Source organism: Blastococcus aurantiacus, assembly GCF_900102425.1.
Lineage (GTDB): Bacteria > Actinomycetota > Actinomycetes > Mycobacteriales > Geodermatophilaceae > Blastococcus > Blastococcus aurantiacus.
This window is the reverse complement of the sequence record NZ_FNBT01000005.1, coordinates 407,982-430,077: the sequence shown is the minus strand read 5'-3', so window position 1 is coordinate 430,077 and position 22,096 is coordinate 407,982. Positions and strand designations below refer to the sequence as shown.

The following is a 22,096-nucleotide window of genomic DNA, read 5'->3' as shown; positions in this document are numbered from 1 at the left end:
GCATGCCCAGACCACACCCGCCGCCGCCGACGTCCCCCCTTCTGCTTTACCGCGGAAAAGCAGGACGTCGCCGTCCCTCCTCTGCTTTACCGCGGGCAAGCAGGACGGCGACCGCACCCTCACGCTGCACCGGCCGAGTCCGTTCAGGGCCGCCGGGCCGGCCGCGGCGAGTGGGACTTCGGTACGGAAAGTCCCGCATGGGCGGTGCTGGAACGACCGAGCCCCCGCTCCGTCACGTGACGGAACGGGGGCTCGGCTGTTGACTGGACGGCGGCTAGGGGACGACGCGTCGCACCCCGGGGGAGGAGGCGATCGCTGCGACGGCGGCCACGGCGAGCGGCAGGCCGACGGTCAGGGTGGCCACGGACTGATCGGCGAACCAGTCGCCCACGTCGCGCCAGGCGTCCCGCCAGGTGAGCAGCAGCGCGAGGCCTCCGAAGAGGACGACGGCCCCGATGACGAGGCCCCAGGTGCCCACCTGCCCCCACCGCTGGTAGACGACTCCGATGCCGACGCCGAGGAAGGCGAAGGCCAGCATGGGGGCTGCCGAGGCGAAGACCTGGAGGATCGGGTTGCCGACTTCGAAGATCCCGGGGGCCCAGTAGTCCAGGTTCTCTCCCCAGCCACCCGTGGCGTTCTCGATGCTGACGAGTGCGGACAGCGCCACCCCGTAGCCCAGTGACTGGACGACCGCCATGAGCGCCGTGCCCAGGAAGAAGGTGCGCCGGCTGATGCTCACCCCCATCGAGAAGGGCAGCAGTTGGGTGACCGCCTGGACGTAGACCACCATCACCGTGATGTAGAGGGCGGCCACCCCGCCACTGAAGCCGCCGTCGTCCTCACCAGCCGGCGTGAGGTGCCACGTCGCCACGTTGAGCGCGAAGCTGATCGCGACGACCAGGACAGGGATGCCGAGCATCACCGACGGGCGGATCAGGTGCAGGTGCGCGGCCTTCAGGACGCGGGTCATCGTGAGAGCTCCTCGAGGCGGGACGGGATGGTGGACGCCTCGGTCGAGCGCAGGCTCATCGCCACCACGAGCTGCTGCAGGTTCGTCTGCTCGACGGAGAGCCCGGCGGCCGCGGCGTCGTCGTCCGCATCGGGCCGGAGCCGGACCACGGCACGGCTGGAAGCGCCCAGGGTCTCGGTGTGCAGGAGCTCGTGTCCCGCGGCGAAGGCAGCCACCCGGTCGCGGGGACCGGCGACCGTCAGCGCGCTGCCACGCAGCGATTCGGCGTCGGCGTCCAGCACCACCCGCCCTCGGTCGATGAGCAGTACGTGCTCCAGGAGGGCCGCGATCTCCTCGATCAGGTGGGTGGAGAGCACGATGGTGCGGGGGTGCTCGGCGTAGTCGGCGAGCAGGCGGTCGTAGAAGAGCTGGCGTGCCACGGCGTCCAGGCCCAGGTAGGGCTCGTCGAAGAGCGTCAGGGGAGCCCGCGCCGCGAGCCCGATGATGATGCCGACGGCCGAGTTCATGCCGCGGGAGAGCTTCTTCACCGGCCGCTTCGGCGGCAGGTCGAAGTCCTCCATCAGGGAGGCGGCCAGCTCGGCGTCCCAGCTCGGAAACACCAGGGCGGCGGCGGACAGGGCGTCCTTCACCCGGAACTGCTCCGGATAGCGCTGGCCCTCCTTCACGAAGCAGATGTCGCGCAGGACGTCGTCGTCCTCGTACGGGGGTCGACCGAAGACCTCGACCCGGCCGCTCGTCGGCACGCGGTGTCCCGTCAGGAGTTGCATCAACGTGGTCTTACCGGCGCCGTTGCGGCCGAGCAGGCCGGTGATCGCGTCCTGCGCGACCACGGTCGAGACGTCGTCCAGGGCGACGTGGTTGCGGAAGCGCATCGTGACGCCGGAGACGGTGGCCGCCGCCGGCAGAGGTGCGGGGGTCATCGCGGGTCCTCCCAGTGTCGGATCATGGTGGTGAGCTCCGCGGGGCTGATGCCGAGCTTGTGCGCCTCGGTCATCAGCGGGCGGACGTACTGGTCGGCGAACTCGGTGCGCCGGCGCTTCAGCAGCTGCTCGCGGGCGCCTGTGGCGACGAACATCCCGACTCCTCGTCTCTTGGTCAGCACCCCGTCGGCGACCAGCTGGTTGAGGCCCTTGGCCGCGGTCGCGGGGTTGATGCGGTGAAAGGCGGCCAGCTCGTTCGACGAGGGCGCCTGGCTCTCCTCGGCGAGGGAGCCGTCGACGATCGCGTTCTCGATCTCGGCCGCGACCTGGCGGAAGATGGGCCCGGCGTCCTCGTTCACGGGCCGACTCCAGGGCGTAGGTCCCTGGGTTCGTTACTCATGTAATGAACCATAGAAGCCGAGCTGCGCCGAGGGCAAGTCCCCGTCGCGCGGAGGAGGCGCGCCGTCCGCACTAGGGTCGGAGGCCCGCACCCCCGAGAGGAGCACCGTGGCCCGTCGTCCCCTGCTGGCCCGTCGTCTCCTGCCGGCCTTCCTGGCGGGCGCGACGCTGACGCTCCCCGCCTGCGGCTCCGTGGTGCTCTCCGCCGACACGCTGTCGGCTGCCAAGGTCGCCGAGGCGGCCGAGGACGCCCTCGAGGAGCAGGTGGGCACCCGCCCGGACGTCACCTGTTCCGACGAGCTGCCCAAGGAGGAGGGGGCGAGCACGCGGTGCACCCTCACCGGCGGCGAGGACCCCGTGGAGTACGGCGTCACGGTGACGGTCACGTCGACCGACGGCACCACCCGCATCGGCGTCGAGGTGGACGACGAGCCGATGGAGGATGAACCCCCGGAGTGACGCCCCTCGGGGCTACAGCGCCGCGGCCAGGGCCTCGAGGTCGTCCGCGGTGACGTCGAGGTGTGGGGACACCCGCAGCACCGGGCCGGTCATCTCCCCCGGTGCCCGCTCGGGCCCGATCGCGGTGAGGACGATGCCGTGCTCGGTGAGCAGTCGTGCCCGGGTGTCGACGACGTCGACGCCGTCCGGCGGGCGCAGCGTCGTGGTGGCGGTCGGCTCGTCCGCGGGCTCCACGACGGTCCAGCCGGAGACGCCGTCGAGCGCCGCACGGGTGGCCCGGCCGACGCCGGAGAGGCGGGCGCGCACGCGGTCCGGACCGGCGGCCAGGTGCTCGCCGACCGCCACGATCAGCCCGATCCGGCCGGCGACATGACCCTCGCCGCTCTCGAACGCCTGCATGGGCGGTGAGTCCGCGGGCTGCGGCGCCGCCGGGGTCATCTGGGCCGCGATCGCCGGGCGGGCCACCAGCACGCCCACGCCGCGGGGACCGGCCAGCCACTTCCGCGAGGTGCCGTAGACGACGTCGGCACCGACGTCGGTGTCCACGTGGCCCAGCGACTGGGCGGCGTCGACCACCAGCGGCACCCCGGCGGCGCGGCACAGCGCGGCGATCTCCGCGGCCGGCTGCAGGATCCCCCGGTGACTGGGGACGTGGTCCAGGTGCACGAACCGCGGTGGGTCGGTGCGCAGCAGCCGCTCCACGCCCTCGAGGTCGGCCCGGCCGATGCCGTCGACCGGCAGTGGCTCCGGGCGTAGCCCGAACGCGCCCAGGAGGGCGATGTTCGGTGCGTACTCCCCCGGCAGGCAGGCGACCCGCGATCCGGCGGGCAGCCGCCAGCCGATCAGCAGGGCGGTGAGCCCGGCCCGCGCCGACTCGACGAACGCGACGTCCGCCGCGGCCATGCCGACCAGCCCGCCGATCACGGACCTGCCCTGCTGGAGGAGGTTCTCCGCGGCCGCCGCGGCGACGTAGCCGCCCAGCTCCGCCTCGTGCCGGGCGTGGTGCGCCGCGGCCTCCAGCGCGCGGGAGCTCTGCCGGCTGCTCGCCGCGCTGTCCAGGTGCCGGCCGGCGGGACGCGGGCGGGCCTGGCGCCACGATGCGCCGAGGTCGTCGTGCGGGAGGAGGACGGAGCGGGACGGCGTCACGGAGGTCAACGCTAGGCGAGCGCTCCGCTCAGGCGTCGAGATCCCCCCCGGGCGACCGAGACACCCGAGTGCGTGGGTTCGCCGTCCAGCGGCTCCACCGAGACGTCGACCAGCGGGAACTCGGCCAGGTCCAGCCCGGCAGGAAGCTCCACGGTCTGCGTGCCGGGCCTGACCACGCCGAGGGAGAACATGCCGTCGACGGATCGGTCGATCAGCCAGACCTCGTAGTAGCTGCCCTCCAGGGCGGGCGCCTCCAGCTCCAGCTCGAGCACCCGTGACCCGTCGTCCTTCACCACGACGTCGGCGACGCCGGAGGCCTCGGCATCGGGCAGCGGGGCGAGCGCCACGGTCGTGACCGCCTCGCCGTCGCCGTCCGCCCGCTGGACCACCGCGACGGCCCCGGCGCCCACGACCGCCCCGGCCACCACCGCGGCCGCGGCCAGCAGCAGCGGCCGCCGACGCGAGCGGAACGGGACGACGGTGCCGCCCGGGCGGTCGGCGTCGTCCGCCGGCTCCGCGGGGAGCGGCGGTGCCACGACGACGGGCGGCGTCGCCGGGGTGCCGGATGTCTGGGGGACGGCGCTCACCCCGGTGGCCGCGGCGATGGCGTCCCACACCCGGGGCGGGGGCGGGACGGAGGCGCCGGGAGCGGCGAGCTGCGGAACGGAGAGCAGGTCGGGCGCGCGACGGAGGGTGGCGACCTCGCTGCGGCAGGCGTCGCACCGCTCGAGATGGGCCGCGTCGGCCGCGGGCAGGGGTTCCCGCAGGGCCGCGAGGGCGAGCTGCTCAGGCGTGCAGTGCTGCACCGTCCACCTCCAAGCGGCTCCGCAGGCGCTCGAGTGTGCGCCGGATGTGACTCTTGATCGTGCCCAGCGGCAGGCCGGTGCGTTCGGCGATCTGCGCGTGGGTGAGGTCCTCGAAGAACGCGAGCTCGATGATGCCCCGCTGCGGCTGGCCCAGGTGGTCCAGCTCGTCCAGCAGGAGCACGCGGTCGGTCGCGGCGGTGTCGACGCCGGCGGTGACCGGGCCACCCGGCCGCGCCTGTGCCTCGGTCATCGCGGCCTCGGCCTCCCGGCGCTGTTTGTCGCGGCGCCCCCAGGCGTCGGCGATCTTGTGCCGGCAGATGCCGACCAGCCAGGCCGGCAGGGGTGAGTCGTCGGGGCGGAAGCGCGCGCGCCCGGTCCAGGCGGCGATGAAGACCTGCTGGGTGACGTCCTCGGCGTCCGGCCCCGGCCCGAAGGCGCGCACCGCCATGCCGTGCACCTGCCCCGCCCACCGCTCGTAGGCCCAGGCGAGCGCCTGTTCCTCGCCCGCGGCGAAGCGGTGGCCGATCTCGGCGTCGTCCGGGTCGACGCCGCTGCGCGTCCCCGGTACGTGATCCACGGACCGAACGCTACCGACGACGGGCCGCTGGAGGGCCAGTGCCCCGCTCACGGCGTCGGCTCCGCCACCACGACGACGTTGTCGCGGTAGCTGCGGTACTCGGGGAGGAAGGGGCCGCCGCAGGTGATCAGGGTCAGCCGCGGCGCCCCGTCGCGCGCGAAGATCCGCTCCACCGGGAGAGCCTGCTTGGTGATGACCTCGCGGGAGACCACCCGCCAGCGGGTCAACGCCCCCGCGGCGTCGGTGACGACCACCTCGTCGCCGACGGCTGCGTCCTTCAACGGGTACAGGGCGCCGGGGCCCTGTACCCGGTCGTCGACGTGCCCGGCGAGGACCGCCGAGCCGGCGGTGCCCGGCACCGGGCCGAACCGGTACCAACCGACGCTCGAGACGTCCTCGGGCAGTTCCATCTGGCCGTCGGCGGCGATGCCGACGGCGTCGACCGGAGCATCGACGCCCAGCGACGGAGCGCTGATGCGGGTCGGTGCCGAGGCCGTCGGTGCGGCCGCGGGCGCGGCGTCCCGGGTGGTGACGGGAGGGATGGCGGGCAGGGCCCCCGCGCCGGCCGGGGGGGCCGGCGCGGGGAGGGCCTGCTCCACGGGGATGCCCGCCGCCGCCTCCGGCCGGTTCAGCACCCAGGCGGTCGGGGCGCCGACGGCCAGGGCGAGGCCCAGGACGGCGGAGGCGGCGGCGGGTCGCACGGAACTGCTCCGGTCAGCCGCGGGTGCGGGCGAGACGGACGGCACCGGCGCCGGCGACGGCCAGGCCGGCGACCGAGAGCGCGGCGACCATCGGCAGCGATCTGCTGTCGTCCGCGAGTCCGGCCGAGCCGCCGGGGACGCCGCTGGGCGAGGAGTGCGTGCCGCTGATCGTCTGGACGGCCAGGTCGTAGCCGGCCTCGCCGCTCCCCCACGCGTAGACGACGGTCGAGGTGCCCTCGGCCAGGGTCAGGTCGGCCGGGCCGATGGCGACGGTGTCGGTACCGGCAAGGACGACGTCCGCGCTGACCGTGCTCGCGGGCACGGTGAGCGTGGCCTCGTTCGGGTTGGTCAGGGCCTGCACGACCGGCGTGCCGCCTGCGCGCACGTCGACGGCGGGGGCCGCGGCGGCGTGCCGGACGGTCACCCGCGCCTGGCCGGCGGGGACGGCGGAGGTGTCGTTGACGAACGGCGTCAGGGTCGGGGAGCCGTCCTTCCCGAGGTGGGCGACCACCGTGGCGTTTGCGCCTGCCGGGACGGCGACGTCGTCGGCCTTCAGCAGCGGCTCGCCGGAGCCGTCGGGGGCGTCGGCCGGGAAGATCGCCAGGTCGTAGGCGCCCGCGGGCAGCGTCAGCGGGTCGGTCAGGGTGCCCGGCTGGAAGTCGTCGATGAGGCGCTCGCCGTTGGCGTAGACGTCGACGGGGGTGTTCGGGACGCCGTGCAGGATCGAGACGGTCGCCGTGTCCGCCGCGGTCGCCGGGGTGGCGACGAGGACCAGACCGCCGACGACGGCAGCCGCGCCGGCGGCGCTGCCGAAGGTGCGCAGGGTGCTCATGGGTCGTCCTTCCGGAGGGGGGAGGTGCCTGTGCCCCCTCTTCCCGGCCCCCCTTGGACACGGATGCAGTTGAAATCCGAACTTCTTCCGTTACCTGATCGGGGGCAGGATGGGCGCGTGGTCAGCCGCGATCGGGACGACGAGGGACGGGCCCGCAACTCGCGGCCCCGGGACGCGCTGGGCCGGCCCCTGCCGCACGACGCGGTCGGGGAGCCCCGGGCGCCGGAGGGGATCGTGCGCGAGCCGCTGGTCGCGCTGGCCGAGGCGCAAGCGCTGCTCGACGCCGGCCGCCCCTTCCACGCGCACGAGGTGCTCGAGGATGCGTGGAAGTCGTCGGTGCCCGAGGAACGGCAGCTGTGGCGCGGGCTGGCACAGCTGGCGGTGGGGCTCACCCACGCGGCCCGCGGAAACGCCCGGGGGGCGACGACGTTGCTGGAGCGGGGAGTGGGCAACGTCATCCCCTACGCGGACGCACCGCCGCACGGCGTCGACGTCCGTGGCCTGGCGGCCTGGGGGCGGGCGCTGGCGGCCGACGCGGCAGCCGGTCGCGCGCTCGACCTGACGGCCCCGGCCCTGCGCCGGGACTGATCAGCCGGCCCGGACGCGGGCGTAGCGGTCCAGCGACACCTGGCGCTCGTGCGCGTGGTCGACAACGGGCTCCGGGTAGCCGGCCGGGATGCCGCCCGGGGCGGTCCAGGGCTCGTGCACGTGCTCCGCGTCGAGGTCGCGCAGTTCCGGCACCCACCGCTTCACGTACGTGCCGTCCGGGTCGAACTTCTTGCCCTGGGTGATCGGGTTGAACACCCGGTAGTAGGGCGAGGCGTCGGTGCCGGTCCCGGCGACCCACTGCCAGCCGTGCTGGTTGCTGGCCAGGTCGCCGTCGACCAGGTGCTGCATGAAGTACCGGGCGCCACGGGTCCACTCCTGGTGCAGGTCCTTCACCAGGAACGAGGCGACGATCATGCGCACCCGGTTGTGCACGTAGGCCTCGCCGAGCAGCTGGCGCATCCCGGCGTCGACGAGGGGGAACCCGGTGCGGCCGGTCTCCCAGGCGCGCACCAGCGCCTCGGCGTCGGGGCCGCTGTCGTAGCCCATGCCCTGCAGCTCCGGCTTGAGGTACTCCCGCGCCGACTCCGGGCGGTGCCACAGCACGTCGGCGTAGAAGTCCCGCCACGCCAGCTCGTCGGTGTAGCGGCGCACCGCCTCCCCGCCGTCGTCCTGTGCGGCGAGGTCGGCCAGCAGCGTGCGCGGGTGCACGCAGCCGTACTTCAGGTAGGCCGAGAGCCGGCTGGTGCCGTCGGTGCCGGGGAGGTTGCGCCCTTCGGCGTACCCGAGCAGGCGCTCGTCGCGGAACCGGGCCCAGGCGGCCAGGCCGGCCCGCTCGCCGGCGGGCGGCAGGACGACGCCGCGCAGCTCGGGGGCCGGTGGTGGGTCGTCCGAGCGGACGCCGGTGCGCCAGCGGGCGCCGTCCGGGAAGTGCGCCGGGGCGCGCCAGCCGTGCTCGCGCCAGGCCCGGGCGAACGGGGAGAAGACCTGGAAAGGGGAGCCGTCGCGCTTGGTGACCCGGCCCGGCGTCACCAGGTACGGCGAGCCGGTGCGCGCCAAGGGGACGTCGCCCAGCGCCTGTTCGACCGCGGCGTCCCGGCGCCGGCCGTAGGGCCCCGCGTCGGCGCTGATGTGCACCGACGTCGCACCGACCTCGCGCACCAGCGCCGGCAGCACGTCCGCGGGATTCCCCGAGCGCAGCACGAGCGCGCCGTCGAGGTCCTCGTCCAGTGCGGACAGGCAGTCGAGCAGGAAGCGGCGGCGCGGCTCGCCGGAGGGGCCGTAGAGACGGTCGTCGAAGACGAAGACGGGGAGGACGTCGCCGTCCGGGCCGGCGGCGTCGTGGGCGGCGAGCAGCGCGGGGTGGTCGCCGAGGCGCAGGTCGCGCCGGAACCAGAGCAGCGTCGTCGACACCCGGCCGAGCGTAGGAACGATGGCCGTCCCCCGCCCGGTGGGACGGTATGTGCACGAACGGCGGTTCGGCGTCCTCCGATGGGGCGGTATGTGCACGAACGGCGCTCGGGGGACGGCGGGGGCGGGCGATCCGCGCGATCATGGTCGGGTGCCCGAGTTGCCCGAGGTGGAGGCCCTGGCCGCCTTCCTGCGCGCCAGCGCGGTCGGCCGCGTGCTGACCCGCGCCGATCTGGCCGCCGTCCAGGCGATCAAGACCTTCGACCCGCCGCTGTCGGCGCTCGGCGGACTGGAGATCACCCGCGCCCGCCGGCACGGCAAGTTCCTCGACCTCGACGTCTCCGGTGTGCACCTCGTCGTGCACCTGGCCCGCGCCGGCTGGCTGCACTGGCGGGAGAACCTGCCGACCGCCCCACCCAAGCCGGGCAAGGGCCCGCTCGCGCTGCGCGTGCACCTGGATGACGGGAACGGCTTCGACCTCACCGAGCAGGGCACCCGCAAGGGCCTGGCGATCTACGTCGTCCGCTCGCCGTCCGAGGTGCCGGGCGTCGCCCGGCTGGGCCCCGACGCGCTGCAGGTGGACCGCGAGACCTTCGCCGCCCTGCTCGGCGGCCGGTCCGGGCAGCTCAAGGGCGCGCTCACCGACCAGACGCTGATCTCCGGCATCGGCAACGCCTACTCCGACGAGATCCTGCACGCCGCCCGGCTCTCCCCGTTCAAGATGGCCGACAAGCTCAGCGACGACGAACTGGTCCGTCTCTACGACGCCGTGCGCGCCACCCTCACCGAGGCGCTCGAGCGCCAGGTGGGGCAGCGCGCCGCGACGATGAAGGGCGAGAAGCGCTCCGGGCTGCAGGTGCACGCCCGGACCGGTCTGCCGTGCCCCGTCTGCGGCGACACCGTGCGGGAGGTCAGCTTCGCCGACACCTCGCTGCAGTACTGCCCCACCTGCCAGACCGGCGGCAAGCCGCTGGCCGACCGGCGGATGTCGAAGCTGCTGCGCTAGCTGTTCATGCCCCGGGCAGCAGGGCGGTGAGCCGGGTGAGCGCACGGGCGAGCACGGAGCTGCTGGCGCCGGCCGTGCCGGTCGGTTCCGCGTCGTCGGCTGCCGAGCCCACCGCCGTCCACCAGTCACGCAGCGGTGGGGGAGCCAGCACGTCGATCCGCTCGCCCGGCTGCGGCACGACGACCCTGACGCCCCGCGGACGCGCGGCGGCCAGCAGGCGCTGGACGGGCTCGGCCCAGCGGTGGAAGGCCAGGTTGAACGTCGCCCAGTGGATGGGCAGGAGCACTGTCCCGCCGAGGTCCCCGTGCGCCCGCACGGCCTCCTCGGGGTCCATGTGGATGGCGTGCCACGCGTCGTTGTAGGCACCGATGGGCAGCAGCGTCAGGTCGAAGGGGCCCAGCTGCGCCCCGATGGCGGCGAAGGCCGGCGTGTACCCGGTGTCGCCTCCGAAGTAGACGCGGTGCCGCGGGCCGGTGATCGCCCACGAGGCCCACAGCGTGGTGTTGCGGTGGAAGTACCGGCCGGAGAAGTGCCGCGCCTCGGTGCAGGTGAGGGTCAGGCCCGCGACGTCGTGGGTGCCGTCCCAGTCCAGCTCCACGATGCGGTCCTCCGGCACGTGCCACTTGCGCAGGTGCTCGCCGATGCCCAGCGGGACGACGAAGGGGGCGGTCTGGGTGGCGAGGAGGGCGCGGACCGTCGGCAGGTCCAGGTGGTCGTAGTGGTCGTGCGAGATGAGGACGGCGTCGATGCGCGGGAGCTCGTCGACGGGCATCGGGGGCTCGTGCAGCCGGGTCGGGCCGAACACCGGGGACGGCGAGACGCGGTGGCCCCACACGGGGTCGACCAGCACCCGGCGGCCGTCGATCTCCAGCAGCGCGCTCGCGTGGCCGAACCAGGTGACCGCCAGCTCGGCGGCCTCGGCGGGCAGCTCGGGCCGGGCCAGCGGGATGGGCCCGCCCGGCAGGCCGACGTGCCGCTCCTCGTGCCACTGGCGCAGCAGGCCGTCACGGGTGTTGGCCGGGGCGAGCGCCGGGGTGGGCAGCGTGTTGTGGAAGGTGCCGTCGGAGAAGTGCGGCGACCCGGCGACGACCGGCCGCAGCCGGCGGCGGTGCGCTCCGAGCGCGGTGGGCAGGCCCCACGCGGCGGCGGTCATCCAGCCCACCGGTCCGGCGAGCACGGCGGCGGTGAGGGCGGCGCGGCGGAGGAGGCGGGACGGCACGGCTCCAGCATCCCAGCCGGAGCCGTGCCGTCCGAGGTTTCCCGTGGAACGTCACACCACGATCACCCTGCTTGTCCGCGGTGAAGCCGCCGGCTTCACCGCGGAGAAGCAGGGATCAGGCGGCGGCGATGGCGGCCACCGGGGAGGTCCGCGCGGCGCGGCGGGCCGGGAGCACCGAGGCGAGCAGCCCCGCCAGGGTGGCGACGACGACGATCGCGCCCACCTGGAGCCACGGGACGTCGAGCACGATGTCGCCCACCTCGCCGAGCACCGAGGCCGCCCCGATCAGCCCGTAGGACCCGCCGACGACGACCCCGAGCGCCGATGCCACCCCGGCCACGAGCACCGCCTCCCAGGCGAGCAGCCCGCGCAGCTGGCCACGGGTGAGACCGAGCGCCCGCAGCAGGCCGTTCTCCTGGCGCCGCTCGACCACGGACAGCGCCAGGGTGTTGCCCACCCCGATCAGCGCGATGACCACGGCGACCGCGAGCAGCCCGGTCACGACGAGCAGCAGCACGTCGAGGATCTCGTCGAGCTCGATGCGCATGGTGACCAGCCCGGTCACCTGCGCGTCCGGGGCGACCTCGCCCACCAGGTCGGTCACCTCGTCGACCCCCGCCACCTGGGCGTCGGGGTCGGTCTCGGAGAGCATCACCCAGACCTCGGCCAGCCCGGTGTCCCCGGCGAGGGAACGCAGGTCGCCGGCGTCCAGAAGGGGTGCCTGGTCCTCCCCGGTGATCAGGACGCGGAGGGGCAGCGAGCGCCCCTCGCCGGTGAGGGTCAGGGTGTCGCCGTCCTTGACCGAGTAGGCCTCCCCGGCCCATTCCGGCAGCACGACCTCTCCCGGCCGGGGCAGCAGCATCTCGTCCGTCGAGCGCAGCACCGTGCTCGCCGCGGCGGCGTCCACGCCGTGCGCGTAGAAGGGATCGCCGAGTGGGTCGGTGACGTCCGCCCCGGTCACGGGTGCGGTCCGTGCGACCTGGTCCAGGTCCGCGAGCGTCCCCGGCAGCGAGGTGGGCAGGTCGTCGGACCAGCTCTGGACGACGACGTCGGTCGGGAACTCGGCGTCGAGGCCGGCCGTCGCCGTCGCCCGCGTGGAGGCGGCACCCACGACGAAGGCGCTGGTGAGCGTCACGCCGATCAGCAGCGCGGTGGCCGTGGCCGCCGTCCGCCGGGGGTTGCGGGTGGCGTTGCCCGCCGCGAGCCGGGCGGGGACCCCGCCGAGCCGGCCGGCCAGCCGGCCAGCGGCCGCGACCACGGGCGGGACCGCCCGCTGCGACAGCAGCACGATGCCGAGGAAGCTGAGAACCCCGCCGGGGAGGGCGACGAGGACCTCCTGGATCACCGCGCCACCGACCATCAGGGCGGTGCCCGGGACGGCCAACAGCAGCCCCAGCACCAGCCGGAGCACCCCCGGGCGGGACCGCAGCGGCGCGGGGTCCACCGGCCGCAGCGCCGCGAGCGGGGCGACCTTCGTGGCGGCCCGGGCCGGGGCCAGGGCCGCGAGCACGGTGACGACGGTGCCGACCAGCATCCCGGCGAGCACGGCGTACAGCGGCACGGCGACGCCGGAGAGGGGGATCGCCGAGTTACTGCCCGCGACGGCCGAGATCAGCGCGGCCAGCCCGATGCCGGCAGCCACACCCACGGCCGAGGAGACCAGCCCGGTGGCCAGCGCCTCACCGAGCACGCTGCGCCGCACCTGCCGGGCGGTGGCGCCCACGCAGCGCAGGAGGGCCAGCTCGCGGGTCCGCTGGGCCAGCAGGACGGCGAAGGTGTTGGCGATGACCAGCCCGGCGACGACGACGGCGATCGTGCCGAACACCAGGAGCACCGAGGCGAGTGCGGTCGCGTTGCCCATCAGGGCGGCGGCGGCCTTCTCCGCCTGCTCCTCACCGGTGCGCACCGCGACGTCGCCGGGGACCGCGGCAGTGACGTCGGCGACCACCTCGTCGGTGCCGAAGCCGGGGCCGGCGGCGATTCGCAGCTCGAGGGGGCCGGTGGCGCCCCAGTCCCTGGCCTGCGCCTCGGTGACGAAGCCGCGGGCGTAGAGGCCGGCCTCCGGGTCGCCGCGCAGGTCGACGATGCCGGTGACGGTCGCCTCCGACGTCGTCGCCTGGCCCCCGGCGTCGTACGCCGAGACGGTGAGGACGTCGCCGACCTCGGCCCGGGCGCGGTCGGTCACGGCGACCTCGCCGGTCCCCGTGGGGAGCCGGCCGGAGGAGAGCTGCTCCCAGCGCAGCTGCGGGGCGTCGGCGATCGACTGCACGGAGAGGTACTGCGAGCCGGGCCGCCCGGGCACGGCGGCCGAGACGCTGGTCTCGTAGGCGGCGGCGACGGCGCCGACGGAGCTGAGCTCCTCCAGCGTCGCGACGTCGCCGGCGAGCGACCCGCCCTCGGAGGTGACGACGGCTGCGGCGTCGACGTACCGGGCGCCGACGGTGTCCAGCACGGTGCTGCGGGAGGTCTCGTTGAGCACGAGGGTGGCCACGACGAAGCCGACGGCGATGACGACGGCCAGCGTGGAGGCGATCAGCCGTGCCGCGTGGGTGCGGAGCTGGGCCAGGACGACGGTGCGCATCGTCAGGCCCCCAGCCCGCGCAGCGCGTCCAGGACCGACTCGGCGGTGGGGTCGGCGAGGTCGCCGGCCAGCCGGCCGTCGGCCAGCAGGACCACGCGGTCGGCGTAGGCGGCCGCGGACGGGTCGTGGGTGACCATGACGACGGTCTGGCCCGTCTCCTTCACGCTGGAGCGCAGAAGGCCGAGCACCTCCGCACCCGAGCGGGAGTCCAGGTTGCCGGTGGGCTCGTCGGCGAAGACGACGTCGGGGCGGGGGAGCAGGGCGCGGGCGATGGCCACGCGCTGCTGCTGACCGCCGGAGAGCTCGTGCGGGCGGTGGCCGAGGCGCTCGCGCAGGCCCAGCCGGGCGACGACGGCGTCGAACCAGGCGGGGTCGGGCCGCAGGCCGCCCAGCTGCATGGGCAGGACGATGTTCTCGCGGGCGTCGAGCACCGGGAGCAGGTTGAACGACTGGAACACGAACCCGATCCGCTTGCGACGCAGCGTGGTCAGCTGGTCGTCGCGCAGGCTGGTGAGCGGGGTGTCGCCCAGCCAGACCTCGCCGGCGGTCGCGGTGTCCAGGCCGGCCAGGCAGTGCATCAGGGTCGACTTGCCCGAGCCGGAGGGGCCCATGATCGCGGTGAACTCACCGGCGGCGAAGGCGACGTCGACGCCGGCGAGGGCGTGCACCGCCGTCTCGCCGGTGCCGTAGGTCTTGCGCAGCCCGGCGGCGCGGACGGCGGCGCTGGTCCGGGCGGCGGCGGGCGGCTCGCCGGGGACGGTCATGAGGGGAACGGACACTTCGGACCTCCGGTGCGGGGGGATGCGGCAACGGTGATCACGCTCCCGCCCGGGGCCGTCCTCCCGCGTCGGAGCGGAGGGCCATCTTCCGGTCGCCGTCCGTGCTCCCCCGGGCGGACCCCGCCGTCATCCCCTGGGCGGAGCCGCCTGCTTTTCCGCGGAGAAGCGTTCTGCTTCTCCGCGGAAAAGCGGCCTGCTTTTCCGCGGAAAAGCAGGCTAGGCGTCGCGGAGGAGGTCGGCCGGCTGCACGAGGCCGATCCGGTAGGCGAGGACGACGGCCTGCACGCGGTCGCGGGAGCCGGTCTTGGCCAGCACCCGCCCGACGTGGGTCTTCACGGTCGCCTCGCTGACGACGAAACTGCGCGCGATCTCGGTGTTCGAGGCGCCCAGCGCCATCTGCACGAGCACCTCGCGCTCCCGGGGCGTCAGCTCGGCCAAAGCGGCGTCGTCGCCACCGCCGGGGGCCGACGACGACGCGCCCCGCAGCATCGGCGCGACGTGCTGCAGCAGCCGGCGGGTGGAGCTGGCCGCGATCACCGAGTCGCCGGCGTGCACGGTGCGCACCGCGGCGAGCATCTCCTCGGGCGGGGCGTCCTTGAGCAGGAAGCCGCTGGCCCCGGCGCCGATGGCGGCGACGACGTACTCGTCGAGGTCGAACGTCGTCAGCACGACGACGCGGGGTGCCTCCGGCAGCGCGGTCACCTGCCGCGTCGCCTCGAGGCCGTCGGTGCCCGGCATGCGGATGTCCATGAGGACGACGTCGGCCGGGGTGCCCCGCAGCAACTGCACGGCCGCGGCGCCGTCGCCCGCCTCGCCCACCACCGTGAGGTCGGGCTGGGAGTCGATGACCATCCGGAAACCGGCGCGGACCATCTGCTGGTCGTCGACGAGGACCACCCGGATCGGCTCGCTCATCGGTCCGGTCATCGACGAGAACCGTAGGGCAGGGCGGCGTGCACGCCGAAGCCGCCACCGTGCCGAGGCCCGGCCTCCAGCCGTCCGCGGTGCAGCTCCGCGCGCTCGCGCATGCCGCGCAACCCCTGGCCGCCTCCGTCGGAGGACACCATGGCGGACGAGGCGCCCCGGCCGTCGTCCAGCACCGACAGCTCCAGCGCGTCGGGCCGCCACTGCAGCCGCACCCAGGCGCGGGAGGCCGGACCGGCGTGCTTGAGCACGTTGGTCAGCGACTCCTGCACGATCCGGTAGGCGGCCAGCTGCGGCCCGGCGGCCAGCGGCTGGGGCTCGCCCTCGACGATGAGGTCGACGTCGAGCCCGCTGGCCCGCACGTCCTCCACCAGGGCGGGGATGGCGGCGACGTCCGGCTGCGGTGCGTACTCCTCGCCACCGCCCTCGCGCAGCACGCCCAGCAGGGACCGCATGTCGGTGAGCGCCTGCCGGCCGGTGGCGGCAATGGCCTCCAGCGCTTCGGTCGCCGCCGCGGGATCGGCCTTGCCCGCGTACCGGCCGCCGTCGGCCTGCGCGATGACCACCGACAGGGAGTGCGCGACGACGTCGTGCAGCTCGCGGGCGATGCGCGCCCGCTCGGTGGTGGCGGCCAGCCGCATCTCCTGGTCGCGCTCCAGCTCCAGCAGCTGCGCCCGCTCCTCGAGCGCCGCCAGCTGTTGCAGCCGGGCCCGGCGCAGGTTTCCCAGCGCCCACGCGGCGACGACGGAGACGCCGATGGCGCCGGCCACGGGGACGATGGAGTCGGCGATCCCGTAGCCCCAGTACCGCAGCGCGGCCAGGCCCGCGCCGACGAGCCCGACGGCGAGACCCGCCTGGGCCGCCCAGCGCGTCGAGTAGGCGGCCAGCGCGTAGACCATGATCAGCGCCGCGACGTTGGCGGCCAGGAACTCCGGCACGACGAGCAGCTCGAGCAGGCCGACGGCCACCACCGCGGCGGCCGCCGGGACCGGTGCCCGCCGTCGCCAGGCCAGCGGGACGGTCAGCAGCGTGCCGATCAGGAAGGCGCCGGCCGGATTCTCCCAGTAGGCCGTGGAGGGCAGCAGGACGGTGCAGAACCAGACCGCGGCGGCCAGCGCCGCGTCGAAGGCGAACGGGTGACGGCGCAGCCGGTCCGCCGGGTTGTCCAGGGCACCGTCCACGCTGCCGAGCCTAGGGAGCGGGGCGCCCGATCTCGTCGTCCCCAGGACGGAACCGCGCGTCCACCCCAGGTCTGATCGCGACGTGCGGACCAGACTGGTCGCATGACCGACGCCGAGGAGGAGGGCGGCGACCCGGCCTGCTGGCTGCGCCGGGTCTGCCCGGCGTGCGGACGGCTCGCCGACGAGGACCCGCCCACGACCTGCCCCGCCTGCGGAGCGCCGCTGCCCGGAGAGTGACGGTCAGGCGGCGTGCGGCCTCCGCGCGCCGAGCTCCATGAAGTCGCACAGCGCCTGGCGCAGCGCGACGCCGCGGGCATCGGCGGGCACGTGCACCTCCGCGCGCAGGTCGAGGGGCAGCCCGGGCAGCTGGAGGGCCGCCTGGGACCGGATGTCCTCCTCGAGCACCTGTTGCTGCAGCGCCACCTGCTCGGCCACGGTGGCCGGCGCCGGCAGCCGTCGTCCCGGCCCGGCGGCGAGCATCAGGCGGACGTAGATGCGGGTGGAGTCCGCGTCCTCGGGCTGCAGCAGGTACAGCAGCGTCGTCGTCGCGCCGGTGTCGAGGAACTCCTGCCGCAGCCGGAGCTGGAAGGGCGCCCGGTAGACGTAGGTGGTGCGCCGCCGCTGCCGCAGGGGCCGCCTGCCTGCGGCGACCTCCGGGTCGAGCGGGTTGTCCACCTCCTGCTCCTGGACGCTGCGGAAGCCGCCGGGTTCGCGGATCAGCTCGCAGGGCCCGATCTCCGGCACGGCCGCGAGGGTCGTCGGGTGCACGAAGGGGCCGTGCGTCGCGTCGAGGAACGTGTCGGCCAGCGGGCCGGCGGGGCCGGGGGAGCGCAGCGGCGGGACCCAGCCGCCGACGGTGGACCGGTCGTCCGCCTCGGGCACCTCGAGGGGGACGTCGGCCGGGTCGGCCGGCGCCAGCCACAGGGCCCCGAGCCGCTCGCGCACGCCGAACGCCGGGGGATCGGCACGGGCCACGCCGTCCTCCCGGAACAGCGTCCAGGTGCGGCCGAGCAGCCGGACCTGCAGCCAGCCGCCGGTACGCAGCTCGCGGGACAGGGCCACCGGGTGCCAGGCGTGCTCCAGCGACGGGTCGAGGTTGGCGAACACCGCACCCTGCGGCCGGTGTGCCTCGCCGGCGGGCTCGAGGGCAGGGAGGGCCGCCGGCCGGGTGGGGGACGACGGGGTGCGCTCGGGAGCGATCCACACCCAGCCGTACCGCTCCTCCACCGCCCAGGGCCCCCGCAGATCGGCGCGCGGCGGCGGCGTGCCGTCCTGGCCCAGCGAGGGGATCTCGGCGCACCGCCCGTCGCGGTCGAAGCGCCATCCGTGGGCCGGGCACTGCAGCCGGCCGTCGACGACGCTCGCCGTCGTCAGCGGAGCCAGTCGGTGGGGGCAGCGGGCGGGGAAGGCGCTGACCTCCCCGCCCGGCCGCAGCCGCACCACGACGTAGGGGCGGCCGCCGGCGGCCACCGGGACCGGCGTCGTCCCGACCTCCGCGGCGCGGGCCACCGCGAACCAACCCGACGATCCCCGACCGTTCGTACCCATGCCGCAGTGCACCAGCCCGGGATTGCACGGCGGTTACGTCCGCGGAGCGACCCGCGTACGTCTCGGGCCGGTCCGGCCGTGGCGGGTGGTGTGAGCCACCTCTCGCCATCTACGGTGCGCTGTCCACCGTCCCCACCCGGGAGGACGGCCGGGTCCGACCGCGGGAGGAGGGGAGGTGCCGCCCCGACTGCCGATGCCGGGCGCGCTGCGCTGGCTGCGACGTGGCCACCTGGGGACGGAGGCCGAGCAGGCGACCTTCCGCACCCTGCACTCCGCCTCGCTCACCGCGCCGGCGCTGCGCGGGGGCCTCACCACCGATTCCGCCGAGCATGCGATCCGGCACCTGCGGGACCTGCTCGGGGTCCCGGCGGTCGCGCTCACCGACACCGTGGCGATGCTCGCCTGGGACGGCCGGTTCGGGCACCACGAGCGGGACGCGGCGGCCCTCGCGGCCATCGTCCTGGAGTCGGGCAACACGGTGGTCCGCGACCGCGCGGACTTCGCCTGCTCGGACGCCGGCTGCGGGCTGCGGCAGGTCGTGGTGAGCCCGCTCGTGGTCGAGGACCGGGTGGTCGGCACCCTGCAGGCGTTCACCGCGTCGGCGTCGGCCGGGCTCGTCCGGGCCGTGGCCGAGGTCGGGCGCTGGGTGTCGGGCAACCTCGAGCTGGCCGAGCTGGACGCGTCGCGCACCCGCCTCATGGAGGCGGAGGTCCGTGCGCTGAGGGCGCAGATCAGCCCGCACTTCATCTACAACTCGCTGACGGCGATCGCGTCGTTCGTGCGGACCGACCCGGAGCAGGCCCGGGAGCTGCTGCTGGAGTTCGCCGACTTCACCCGGTACTCCTTCAGCCGGCACGGCGAGTACACGACCTTGGCCGAGGAGCTGCGATCCATCGAGCGCTATCTGGTCCTGGAGAAGGCCCGGTTCGGCGACCGGCTGCAGGTCACGCTGCGGGTGGCGCAGGAGGTCCTGCCGGTCGCCGTGCCGTTCCTCTGCCTCCAGCCGCTGGTCGAGAACGCCGTCCGGCACGGGCTGGAGCACAAGCAGGGCGTCGGGACGGTGACGATCATCGCGGCCGACCACGGGGGAGAGTGCCTGATCTCGGTCGAGGACGACGGCGTCGGGGAGGACCCGGAGAAGGTGCGGCGGGCGCTGGCGGGCGACGAGTCCGTCGACTCCGTGGGCCTGGGCAACGTGGACGCGCGGCTCCGGACCGCGTTCGGCGACGACTACGGCCTCGTCGTGGAGACGGGCCCGGGCGCGGGGACGAAGGTTATCGTGCGGGTTCCCAAGTTCGCCCCGGGAGTGCGCCCGTGAGTGACCGGCTGACCGTCCTCGTGGTCGACGACGAGCGACCGGCGCTGGAGGAGCTGCGGTGGCTCCTCGAGCGCGACGAGCGCATCGAGGCGGTCCTGACCTGCGACTCGGCGACCGAGGCGCTGCGCCTCCTCCAGGAACGCGGCGTCGACGCCGTCTTCCTGGACATCCGGATGCCCGGGCTCAGCGGGGTCGACCTGGCCCGCGTGCTCTCCCGGTTCAAGGCACCGCCGCCCGTGGTCTTCGTGACCGCCTACGACGACCACGCCGTGGACGCGTTCGAGCTGGGTGCCGTGGACTACGTCCTGAAGCCGGTGCGCGAGCAGCGGCTGGCCGAAGCCGTCCGCCGGGTGGTCGGCGCGCGGGCGGGTGGGCCGCCGTCGGCGGCCGACGACATCGCCGTCGAGCTCGGTGGGGTGACCCGGTTCGTGCCCCGGTCCAGCGTCGGGTACGTCGAGGCGCACGGCGACTACGCCCGGCTGCACACCCCGACCGGCAGCCATCTGGTGCGGGTGCCGCTGACCACGCTCGAGGAGGCGTGGAAGGACGCCGGGTTCGTGCGGATCCACCGGTCGCTGCTGGTGGCCCTCCAGCACGTGCAGGAGGTCCGCATGGACGCCGGCCGGTGCACGGTCGTCGTCGGCGGGACGCACCTGGGCGTGAGCCGGCGGCACACCCGGGAGCTGCGCGACCTGCTGGTCCGCCGCGCGCGGCCGGGCACCCCGGGCAGGGGGTGACCGGTGTCGGAGAGCTCGCCCCGCCGGGTCCGCGTCACCAGCCCCCGCACGAGCGCCGCCCGCGCCCAGCGGGTGCCCGCCGCCCGGGAGATCGACGCCCAGACCCGGCTGGGCGAGGTGTACATGTCCTCGCTGCTGCGCTCGCAACTGCGGCTCGCGCTGCTGGCGCTGGCGACCCTGGCGGTGTTCGTCGGCGGGATCCCGCTGGTGTTCTGGCTGTTCCCGGATCTCTCCGCGGTGGAGGTGCTGGCCGTCCCGCTCCCGTGGTTCCTGCTGGCGTTCGCCGTCTACCCGTTCCTGCTGCTGGTGGGCTGGCTCTACGTCCGCGCCGCCGAGCGCAACGAACGGGCCTTCACCGACGTGCTGGACCGCACGTGACCGAGCTCGCGGGGTCGCGCATCCGGCACAGCACCCGGCCCGCGCGCCGGCGCGTGCCGCGCGGCGCCCACCACCGCGGATGACCGCCGCCGGCTACAGCGTCCTCGGCGTGACGGCGGTCTTCGTGGTCACCCTGGCGGTCGGTGCCTACGGCTGGCGCTTCTCCCGCACGACCAGCGACTTCTTCGTCGCCTCCCGCACGGTGCGGCCGGGGCTCAACGCCTCGGCGATCGGCGGGGAGTACCTCTCGGCGGCGTCCTTCCTCGGCGTCGCGGGTCTCGTGCTCGCCTTCGGCACGGAGATGCTCTGGTACCCGGTCGGCTGGACGGCGGGGTACCTCGTCCTGCTCGTCCTGGTCGCGGCGCCGCTGCGCCGCTCGGGTGCCTACACGCTGCCCGACTTCGCCGAGAGCCGGCTGGAGTCGCGCGGGGTGCGCCGGCTGTCGGCCCTGCTGGTGGTGGCCATCGGCTGGCTCTACCTGATGCCGCAGTTCCAGGGCGCCGGCCTCGCCCTCGCCTCCACGACCGGCACCGGGCCCTGGCTGGGAGGCGTGCTCGTCGCGACCGTCGTCCTCGTCAACGTGCTGTTCGGGGGCATGCGCAGCATCACCTTCGTGCAGGCCTTCCAGTACTGGCTCAAGCTCACCGCCCTGCTGTTCCCGCTGCTGTTCATGGCCGCCATCTGGCTCGGTGACGGCGCGGTCTCCCCGGCGTCGGTCGAGGTGGGAGACGTCGTCGGCAGCGGCGACTCGTGGGTGTCGCCGCTCGCCGGGGCCGAGCACGAGGTCTACACGACGTACTCGATCATCATCGCCACGTTCCTGGGCACGATGGGCCTGCCGCACGTGGTGGTCCGCTTCTACACCAACCCCGACGGGGCGGCGGCCCGCCGGACGACGCTGTTCGTGCTGGCCCTCCTCGGGCTGTTCTACCTCCTGCCCCCCGTGTACGGGGGGCTGGGCCGGCTCTACGCGCCGGACCTCGTCGCCGACGGCCGCGCGGAGTCGGTGGTGCTGGAGCTCCCGGCGCGCATGGTGGGCGGCACGGCGGGGGACCTGCTGTCGGCGCTGACCACGGCGGGGGCGTTCGCCGCCTTCCTCTCCACGTCGTCGGGGCTCACGGTCGCCGTGGCGGGGGTGATCAGCCAGGACGTGATGGGGCACCGGTTCGGCGGGGTGCGGGCCTTCCAGGCCGGTGCCGTCGTCGCCGTCCTCGTGCCCCTGGGCCTGGCCGTGCTCACCGAGGGGGTGGGGGTCGCCCAGGCCGTCGGCCTGGCCTTCGCCTTCGCCGCCTCCACGCTGTGCCCGTTGCTGGTGCTGGGGATCTGGTGGCGCCGGCTCACCGACGTCGGGGCGATCGCGGGGATGCTGATCGGCGGGGGGTGCGCCGGTGGGTCGGTGCTGGCCACCCTGCTCGGCGTGGGGCCGGAGGGCTGGGCGGGTGCGCTGCTCGCCCAGCCCGCGGCATGGACCGTCCCGCTGGCGTTCCTCACCATGGTGGGGGCGTCGCTGGCCACTCCGCGGCGGGTGCCGCGGCACGCCGCCCGGACGATGGTCCGGCTGCACACGCCCGAGTCGGTGCAGCTCGACAGGGGCGCCCCGCCCCGGTGATCGGACGGCCCGATGGGCGGCGGGCGGCCTGACCGCTCGTCCCGCCGGAC

The 22,096-nt window shown here is 74.9% G+C and carries 23 protein-coding genes; 8 read left to right on the top strand and 15 right to left on the bottom strand.

Annotation, left to right across the window (positions count from 1 at the left end; genetic code table 11):
* Positions 1-274: 274 nt before the first annotated feature.
* Genes BLS70_RS12995 through BLS70_RS12985 form a run of 3 tightly spaced genes read right to left on the bottom strand, consistent with a single transcriptional unit; the run spans position 275 to position 2,249 of the window.
* Complete coding sequence (locus BLS70_RS12995; RefSeq protein WP_091768368.1) at positions 275-970, bottom strand: hypothetical protein; 696 nt, start codon at positions 968-970, stop codon at positions 275-277.
* Positions 967-1,890: an ABC transporter ATP-binding protein gene (locus BLS70_RS12990; RefSeq protein WP_091768364.1), complete on the bottom strand. Its 924-nt coding sequence runs from the start codon at positions 1,888-1,890 to the stop codon at positions 967-969. The genes BLS70_RS12995 and BLS70_RS12990 overlap by 4 nt, the downstream gene beginning before the upstream one ends.
* On the bottom strand, positions 1,887-2,249 hold the full coding sequence (locus BLS70_RS12985; protein ID WP_091768361.1) for a GntR family transcriptional regulator: 363 nt from the start codon (positions 2,247-2,249) through the stop codon (positions 1,887-1,889). The genes BLS70_RS12990 and BLS70_RS12985 overlap by 4 nt, the downstream gene beginning before the upstream one ends.
* Positions 2,250-2,397: 148 nt before the next feature.
* Between BLS70_RS12985 and BLS70_RS12980 the strand changes: the two genes are divergently transcribed.
* On the top strand, positions 2,398-2,748 hold the full coding sequence (locus BLS70_RS12980) for a DUF4333 domain-containing protein (RefSeq protein WP_091768358.1): 351 nt from the start codon (positions 2,398-2,400) through the stop codon (positions 2,746-2,748).
* Positions 2,749-2,760: 12 nt separating this feature from the next.
* On the opposite strand, the gene egtE is transcribed toward BLS70_RS12980, so the two are convergent.
* Genes egtE through BLS70_RS12955 form a run of 5 tightly spaced genes read right to left on the bottom strand, consistent with a single transcriptional unit; the run spans position 2,761 to position 6,810 of the window.
* Positions 2,761-3,894 (bottom strand): ergothioneine biosynthesis PLP-dependent enzyme EgtE, encoded by a 1,134-nt coding sequence (egtE, locus tag BLS70_RS12975; RefSeq protein WP_091768530.1) that lies wholly within the window; start codon positions 3,892-3,894, stop codon positions 2,761-2,763.
* 11 nt (positions 3,895-3,905) lie between these two features.
* A complete protein-coding gene (locus BLS70_RS12970) occupies positions 3,906-4,700 on the bottom strand; it encodes an anti-sigma factor (RefSeq protein WP_091768355.1) in 795 nt (264 codons plus the stop codon).
* Positions 4,681-5,277: an RNA polymerase sigma factor gene (locus tag BLS70_RS12965; protein ID WP_255362445.1), complete on the bottom strand. Its 597-nt coding sequence runs from the start codon at positions 5,275-5,277 to the stop codon at positions 4,681-4,683. Before BLS70_RS12965 ends, BLS70_RS12970 begins: the two co-directional genes overlap by 20 nt.
* Positions 5,278-5,324: 47 nt before the next feature.
* Positions 5,325-5,978 (bottom strand): class F sortase, encoded by a 654-nt coding sequence (locus BLS70_RS12960; RefSeq protein WP_091768350.1) that lies wholly within the window; start codon positions 5,976-5,978, stop codon positions 5,325-5,327.
* Positions 5,979-5,991: 13 nt separating this feature from the next.
* Entirely contained in the window at positions 5,992-6,810 is an 819-nt protein-coding gene (locus BLS70_RS12955) for a DUF4397 domain-containing protein (protein ID WP_091768347.1), read from the bottom strand.
* 117 nt (positions 6,811-6,927) lie between these two features.
* Between BLS70_RS12955 and BLS70_RS12950 the strand changes: the two genes are divergently transcribed.
* A complete protein-coding gene (locus BLS70_RS12950) occupies positions 6,928-7,398 on the top strand; it encodes a DUF309 domain-containing protein (protein ID WP_091768344.1) in 471 nt (156 codons plus the stop codon).
* Here the strand turns inward: BLS70_RS12950 and BLS70_RS12945 are convergent, their stop codons facing one another.
* Positions 7,399-8,769: a cryptochrome/photolyase family protein gene (locus tag BLS70_RS12945; RefSeq protein WP_091768342.1), complete on the bottom strand. Its 1,371-nt coding sequence runs from the start codon at positions 8,767-8,769 to the stop codon at positions 7,399-7,401.
* 148 nt (positions 8,770-8,917) lie between these two features.
* Between BLS70_RS12945 and BLS70_RS12940 the strand changes: the two genes are divergently transcribed.
* The gene (locus BLS70_RS12940; protein ID WP_091768339.1) at positions 8,918-9,772 is read left to right on the top strand and encodes an Fpg/Nei family DNA glycosylase; all 855 of its coding nucleotides are present in this window, start codon (positions 8,918-8,920) and stop codon (positions 9,770-9,772) included.
* Positions 9,773-9,776: 4 nt separating this feature from the next.
* On the opposite strand, the gene BLS70_RS12935 is transcribed toward BLS70_RS12940, so the two are convergent.
* From BLS70_RS12935 to BLS70_RS12915, 5 genes are all read right to left on the bottom strand, one after another.
* Positions 9,777-10,991, bottom strand: coding sequence for an MBL fold metallo-hydrolase (locus tag BLS70_RS12935; protein WP_091768335.1), 1,215 nt, complete (start codon positions 10,989-10,991; stop codon positions 9,777-9,779).
* A gap of 115 nt (positions 10,992-11,106) precedes the next feature.
* Positions 11,107-13,572, bottom strand: coding sequence for an ABC transporter permease (locus BLS70_RS12930; protein ID WP_091768332.1), 2,466 nt, complete (start codon positions 13,570-13,572; stop codon positions 11,107-11,109).
* A gap of 2 nt (positions 13,573-13,574) precedes the next feature.
* Entirely contained in the window at positions 13,575-14,336 is a 762-nt protein-coding gene (locus BLS70_RS12925; protein ID WP_091768329.1) for an ABC transporter ATP-binding protein, read from the bottom strand.
* 231 nt (positions 14,337-14,567) lie between these two features.
* Positions 14,568-15,278 carry a response regulator gene (locus BLS70_RS12920; RefSeq protein WP_091768326.1) on the bottom strand — a complete coding sequence of 237 codons (711 nt, stop codon included), beginning with the start codon at positions 15,276-15,278 and terminating at the stop codon, positions 14,568-14,570.
* Positions 15,275-16,456: a sensor histidine kinase gene (locus BLS70_RS12915; RefSeq protein WP_091768323.1), complete on the bottom strand. Its 1,182-nt coding sequence runs from the start codon at positions 16,454-16,456 to the stop codon at positions 15,275-15,277. Before BLS70_RS12915 ends, BLS70_RS12920 begins: the two co-directional genes overlap by 4 nt.
* A 102-nt stretch (positions 16,457-16,558) precedes the next feature.
* Here BLS70_RS12915 and BLS70_RS21355 point away from each other — a divergent pair, with 102 nt between their 5' ends.
* Positions 16,559-16,693 carry a hypothetical protein gene (locus tag BLS70_RS21355; protein WP_255362444.1) on the top strand — a complete coding sequence of 45 codons (135 nt, stop codon included), beginning with the start codon at positions 16,559-16,561 and terminating at the stop codon, positions 16,691-16,693.
* 3 nt (positions 16,694-16,696) lie between these two features.
* Here BLS70_RS21355 and BLS70_RS12910 read toward each other — a convergent pair whose 3' ends face one another.
* Complete coding sequence (locus BLS70_RS12910) at positions 16,697-17,965, bottom strand: Rieske 2Fe-2S domain-containing protein (RefSeq protein ID WP_255362443.1); 1,269 nt, start codon at positions 17,963-17,965, stop codon at positions 16,697-16,699.
* Between the two features lie 214 nt (positions 17,966-18,179).
* On the opposite strand from BLS70_RS12910, the gene BLS70_RS12905 reads away from it, so the two are divergent.
* The 4 genes from BLS70_RS12905 (at position 18,180) to BLS70_RS12890 (ending at position 22,046) form a co-directional block, all read left to right on the top strand.
* Entirely contained in the window at positions 18,180-19,322 is a 1,143-nt protein-coding gene (locus BLS70_RS12905; RefSeq protein WP_218122397.1) for a sensor histidine kinase, read from the top strand.
* On the top strand, positions 19,319-20,059 hold the full coding sequence (locus tag BLS70_RS12900) for a LytR/AlgR family response regulator transcription factor (protein ID WP_091768314.1): 741 nt from the start codon (positions 19,319-19,321) through the stop codon (positions 20,057-20,059). Before BLS70_RS12905 ends, BLS70_RS12900 begins: the two co-directional genes overlap by 4 nt.
* Before the next feature lie 3 nt (positions 20,060-20,062).
* Positions 20,063-20,437 (top strand): hypothetical protein, encoded by a 375-nt coding sequence (locus BLS70_RS12895; protein ID WP_091768311.1) that lies wholly within the window; start codon positions 20,063-20,065, stop codon positions 20,435-20,437.
* Positions 20,438-20,516: 79 nt separating this feature from the next.
* Positions 20,517-22,046, top strand: coding sequence for a sodium/solute symporter (locus BLS70_RS12890; RefSeq protein ID WP_091768308.1), 1,530 nt, complete (start codon positions 20,517-20,519; stop codon positions 22,044-22,046).
* The last annotated feature ends 50 nt before the right edge of the window (positions 22,047-22,096 follow it).

Coding starts and splice junctions, on each gene's coding strand:
- BLS70_RS12995 (WP_091768368.1), bottom strand. CDS start 970: ATGACCCGCGTCCTGAAGGCCGCGCACCTGCACCTGATCCGCCCGTCG.
- BLS70_RS12990 (WP_091768364.1), bottom strand. CDS start 1,890: ATGACCCCCGCACCTCTGCCGGCGGCGGCCACCGTCTCCGGCGTCACG.
- BLS70_RS12955 (WP_091768347.1), bottom strand. CDS start 6,810: ATGAGCACCCTGCGCACCTTCGGCAGCGCCGCCGGCGCGGCTGCCGTC.
- BLS70_RS12930 (WP_091768332.1), bottom strand. CDS start 13,572: ATGCGCACCGTCGTCCTGGCCCAGCTCCGCACCCACGCGGCACGGCTG.
- BLS70_RS12925 (WP_091768329.1), bottom strand. CDS start 14,336: ATGACCGTCCCCGGCGAGCCGCCCGCCGCCGCCCGGACCAGCGCCGCC.
- BLS70_RS12920 (WP_091768326.1), bottom strand. CDS start 15,278: ATGACCGGACCGATGAGCGAGCCGATCCGGGTGGTCCTCGTCGACGAC.
- BLS70_RS21355 (WP_255362444.1), top strand. CDS start 16,559: ATGACCGACGCCGAGGAGGAGGGCGGCGACCCGGCCTGCTGGCTGCGC.
- BLS70_RS12890 (WP_091768308.1), top strand. CDS start 20,517: ATGACCGCCGCCGGCTACAGCGTCCTCGGCGTGACGGCGGTCTTCGTG.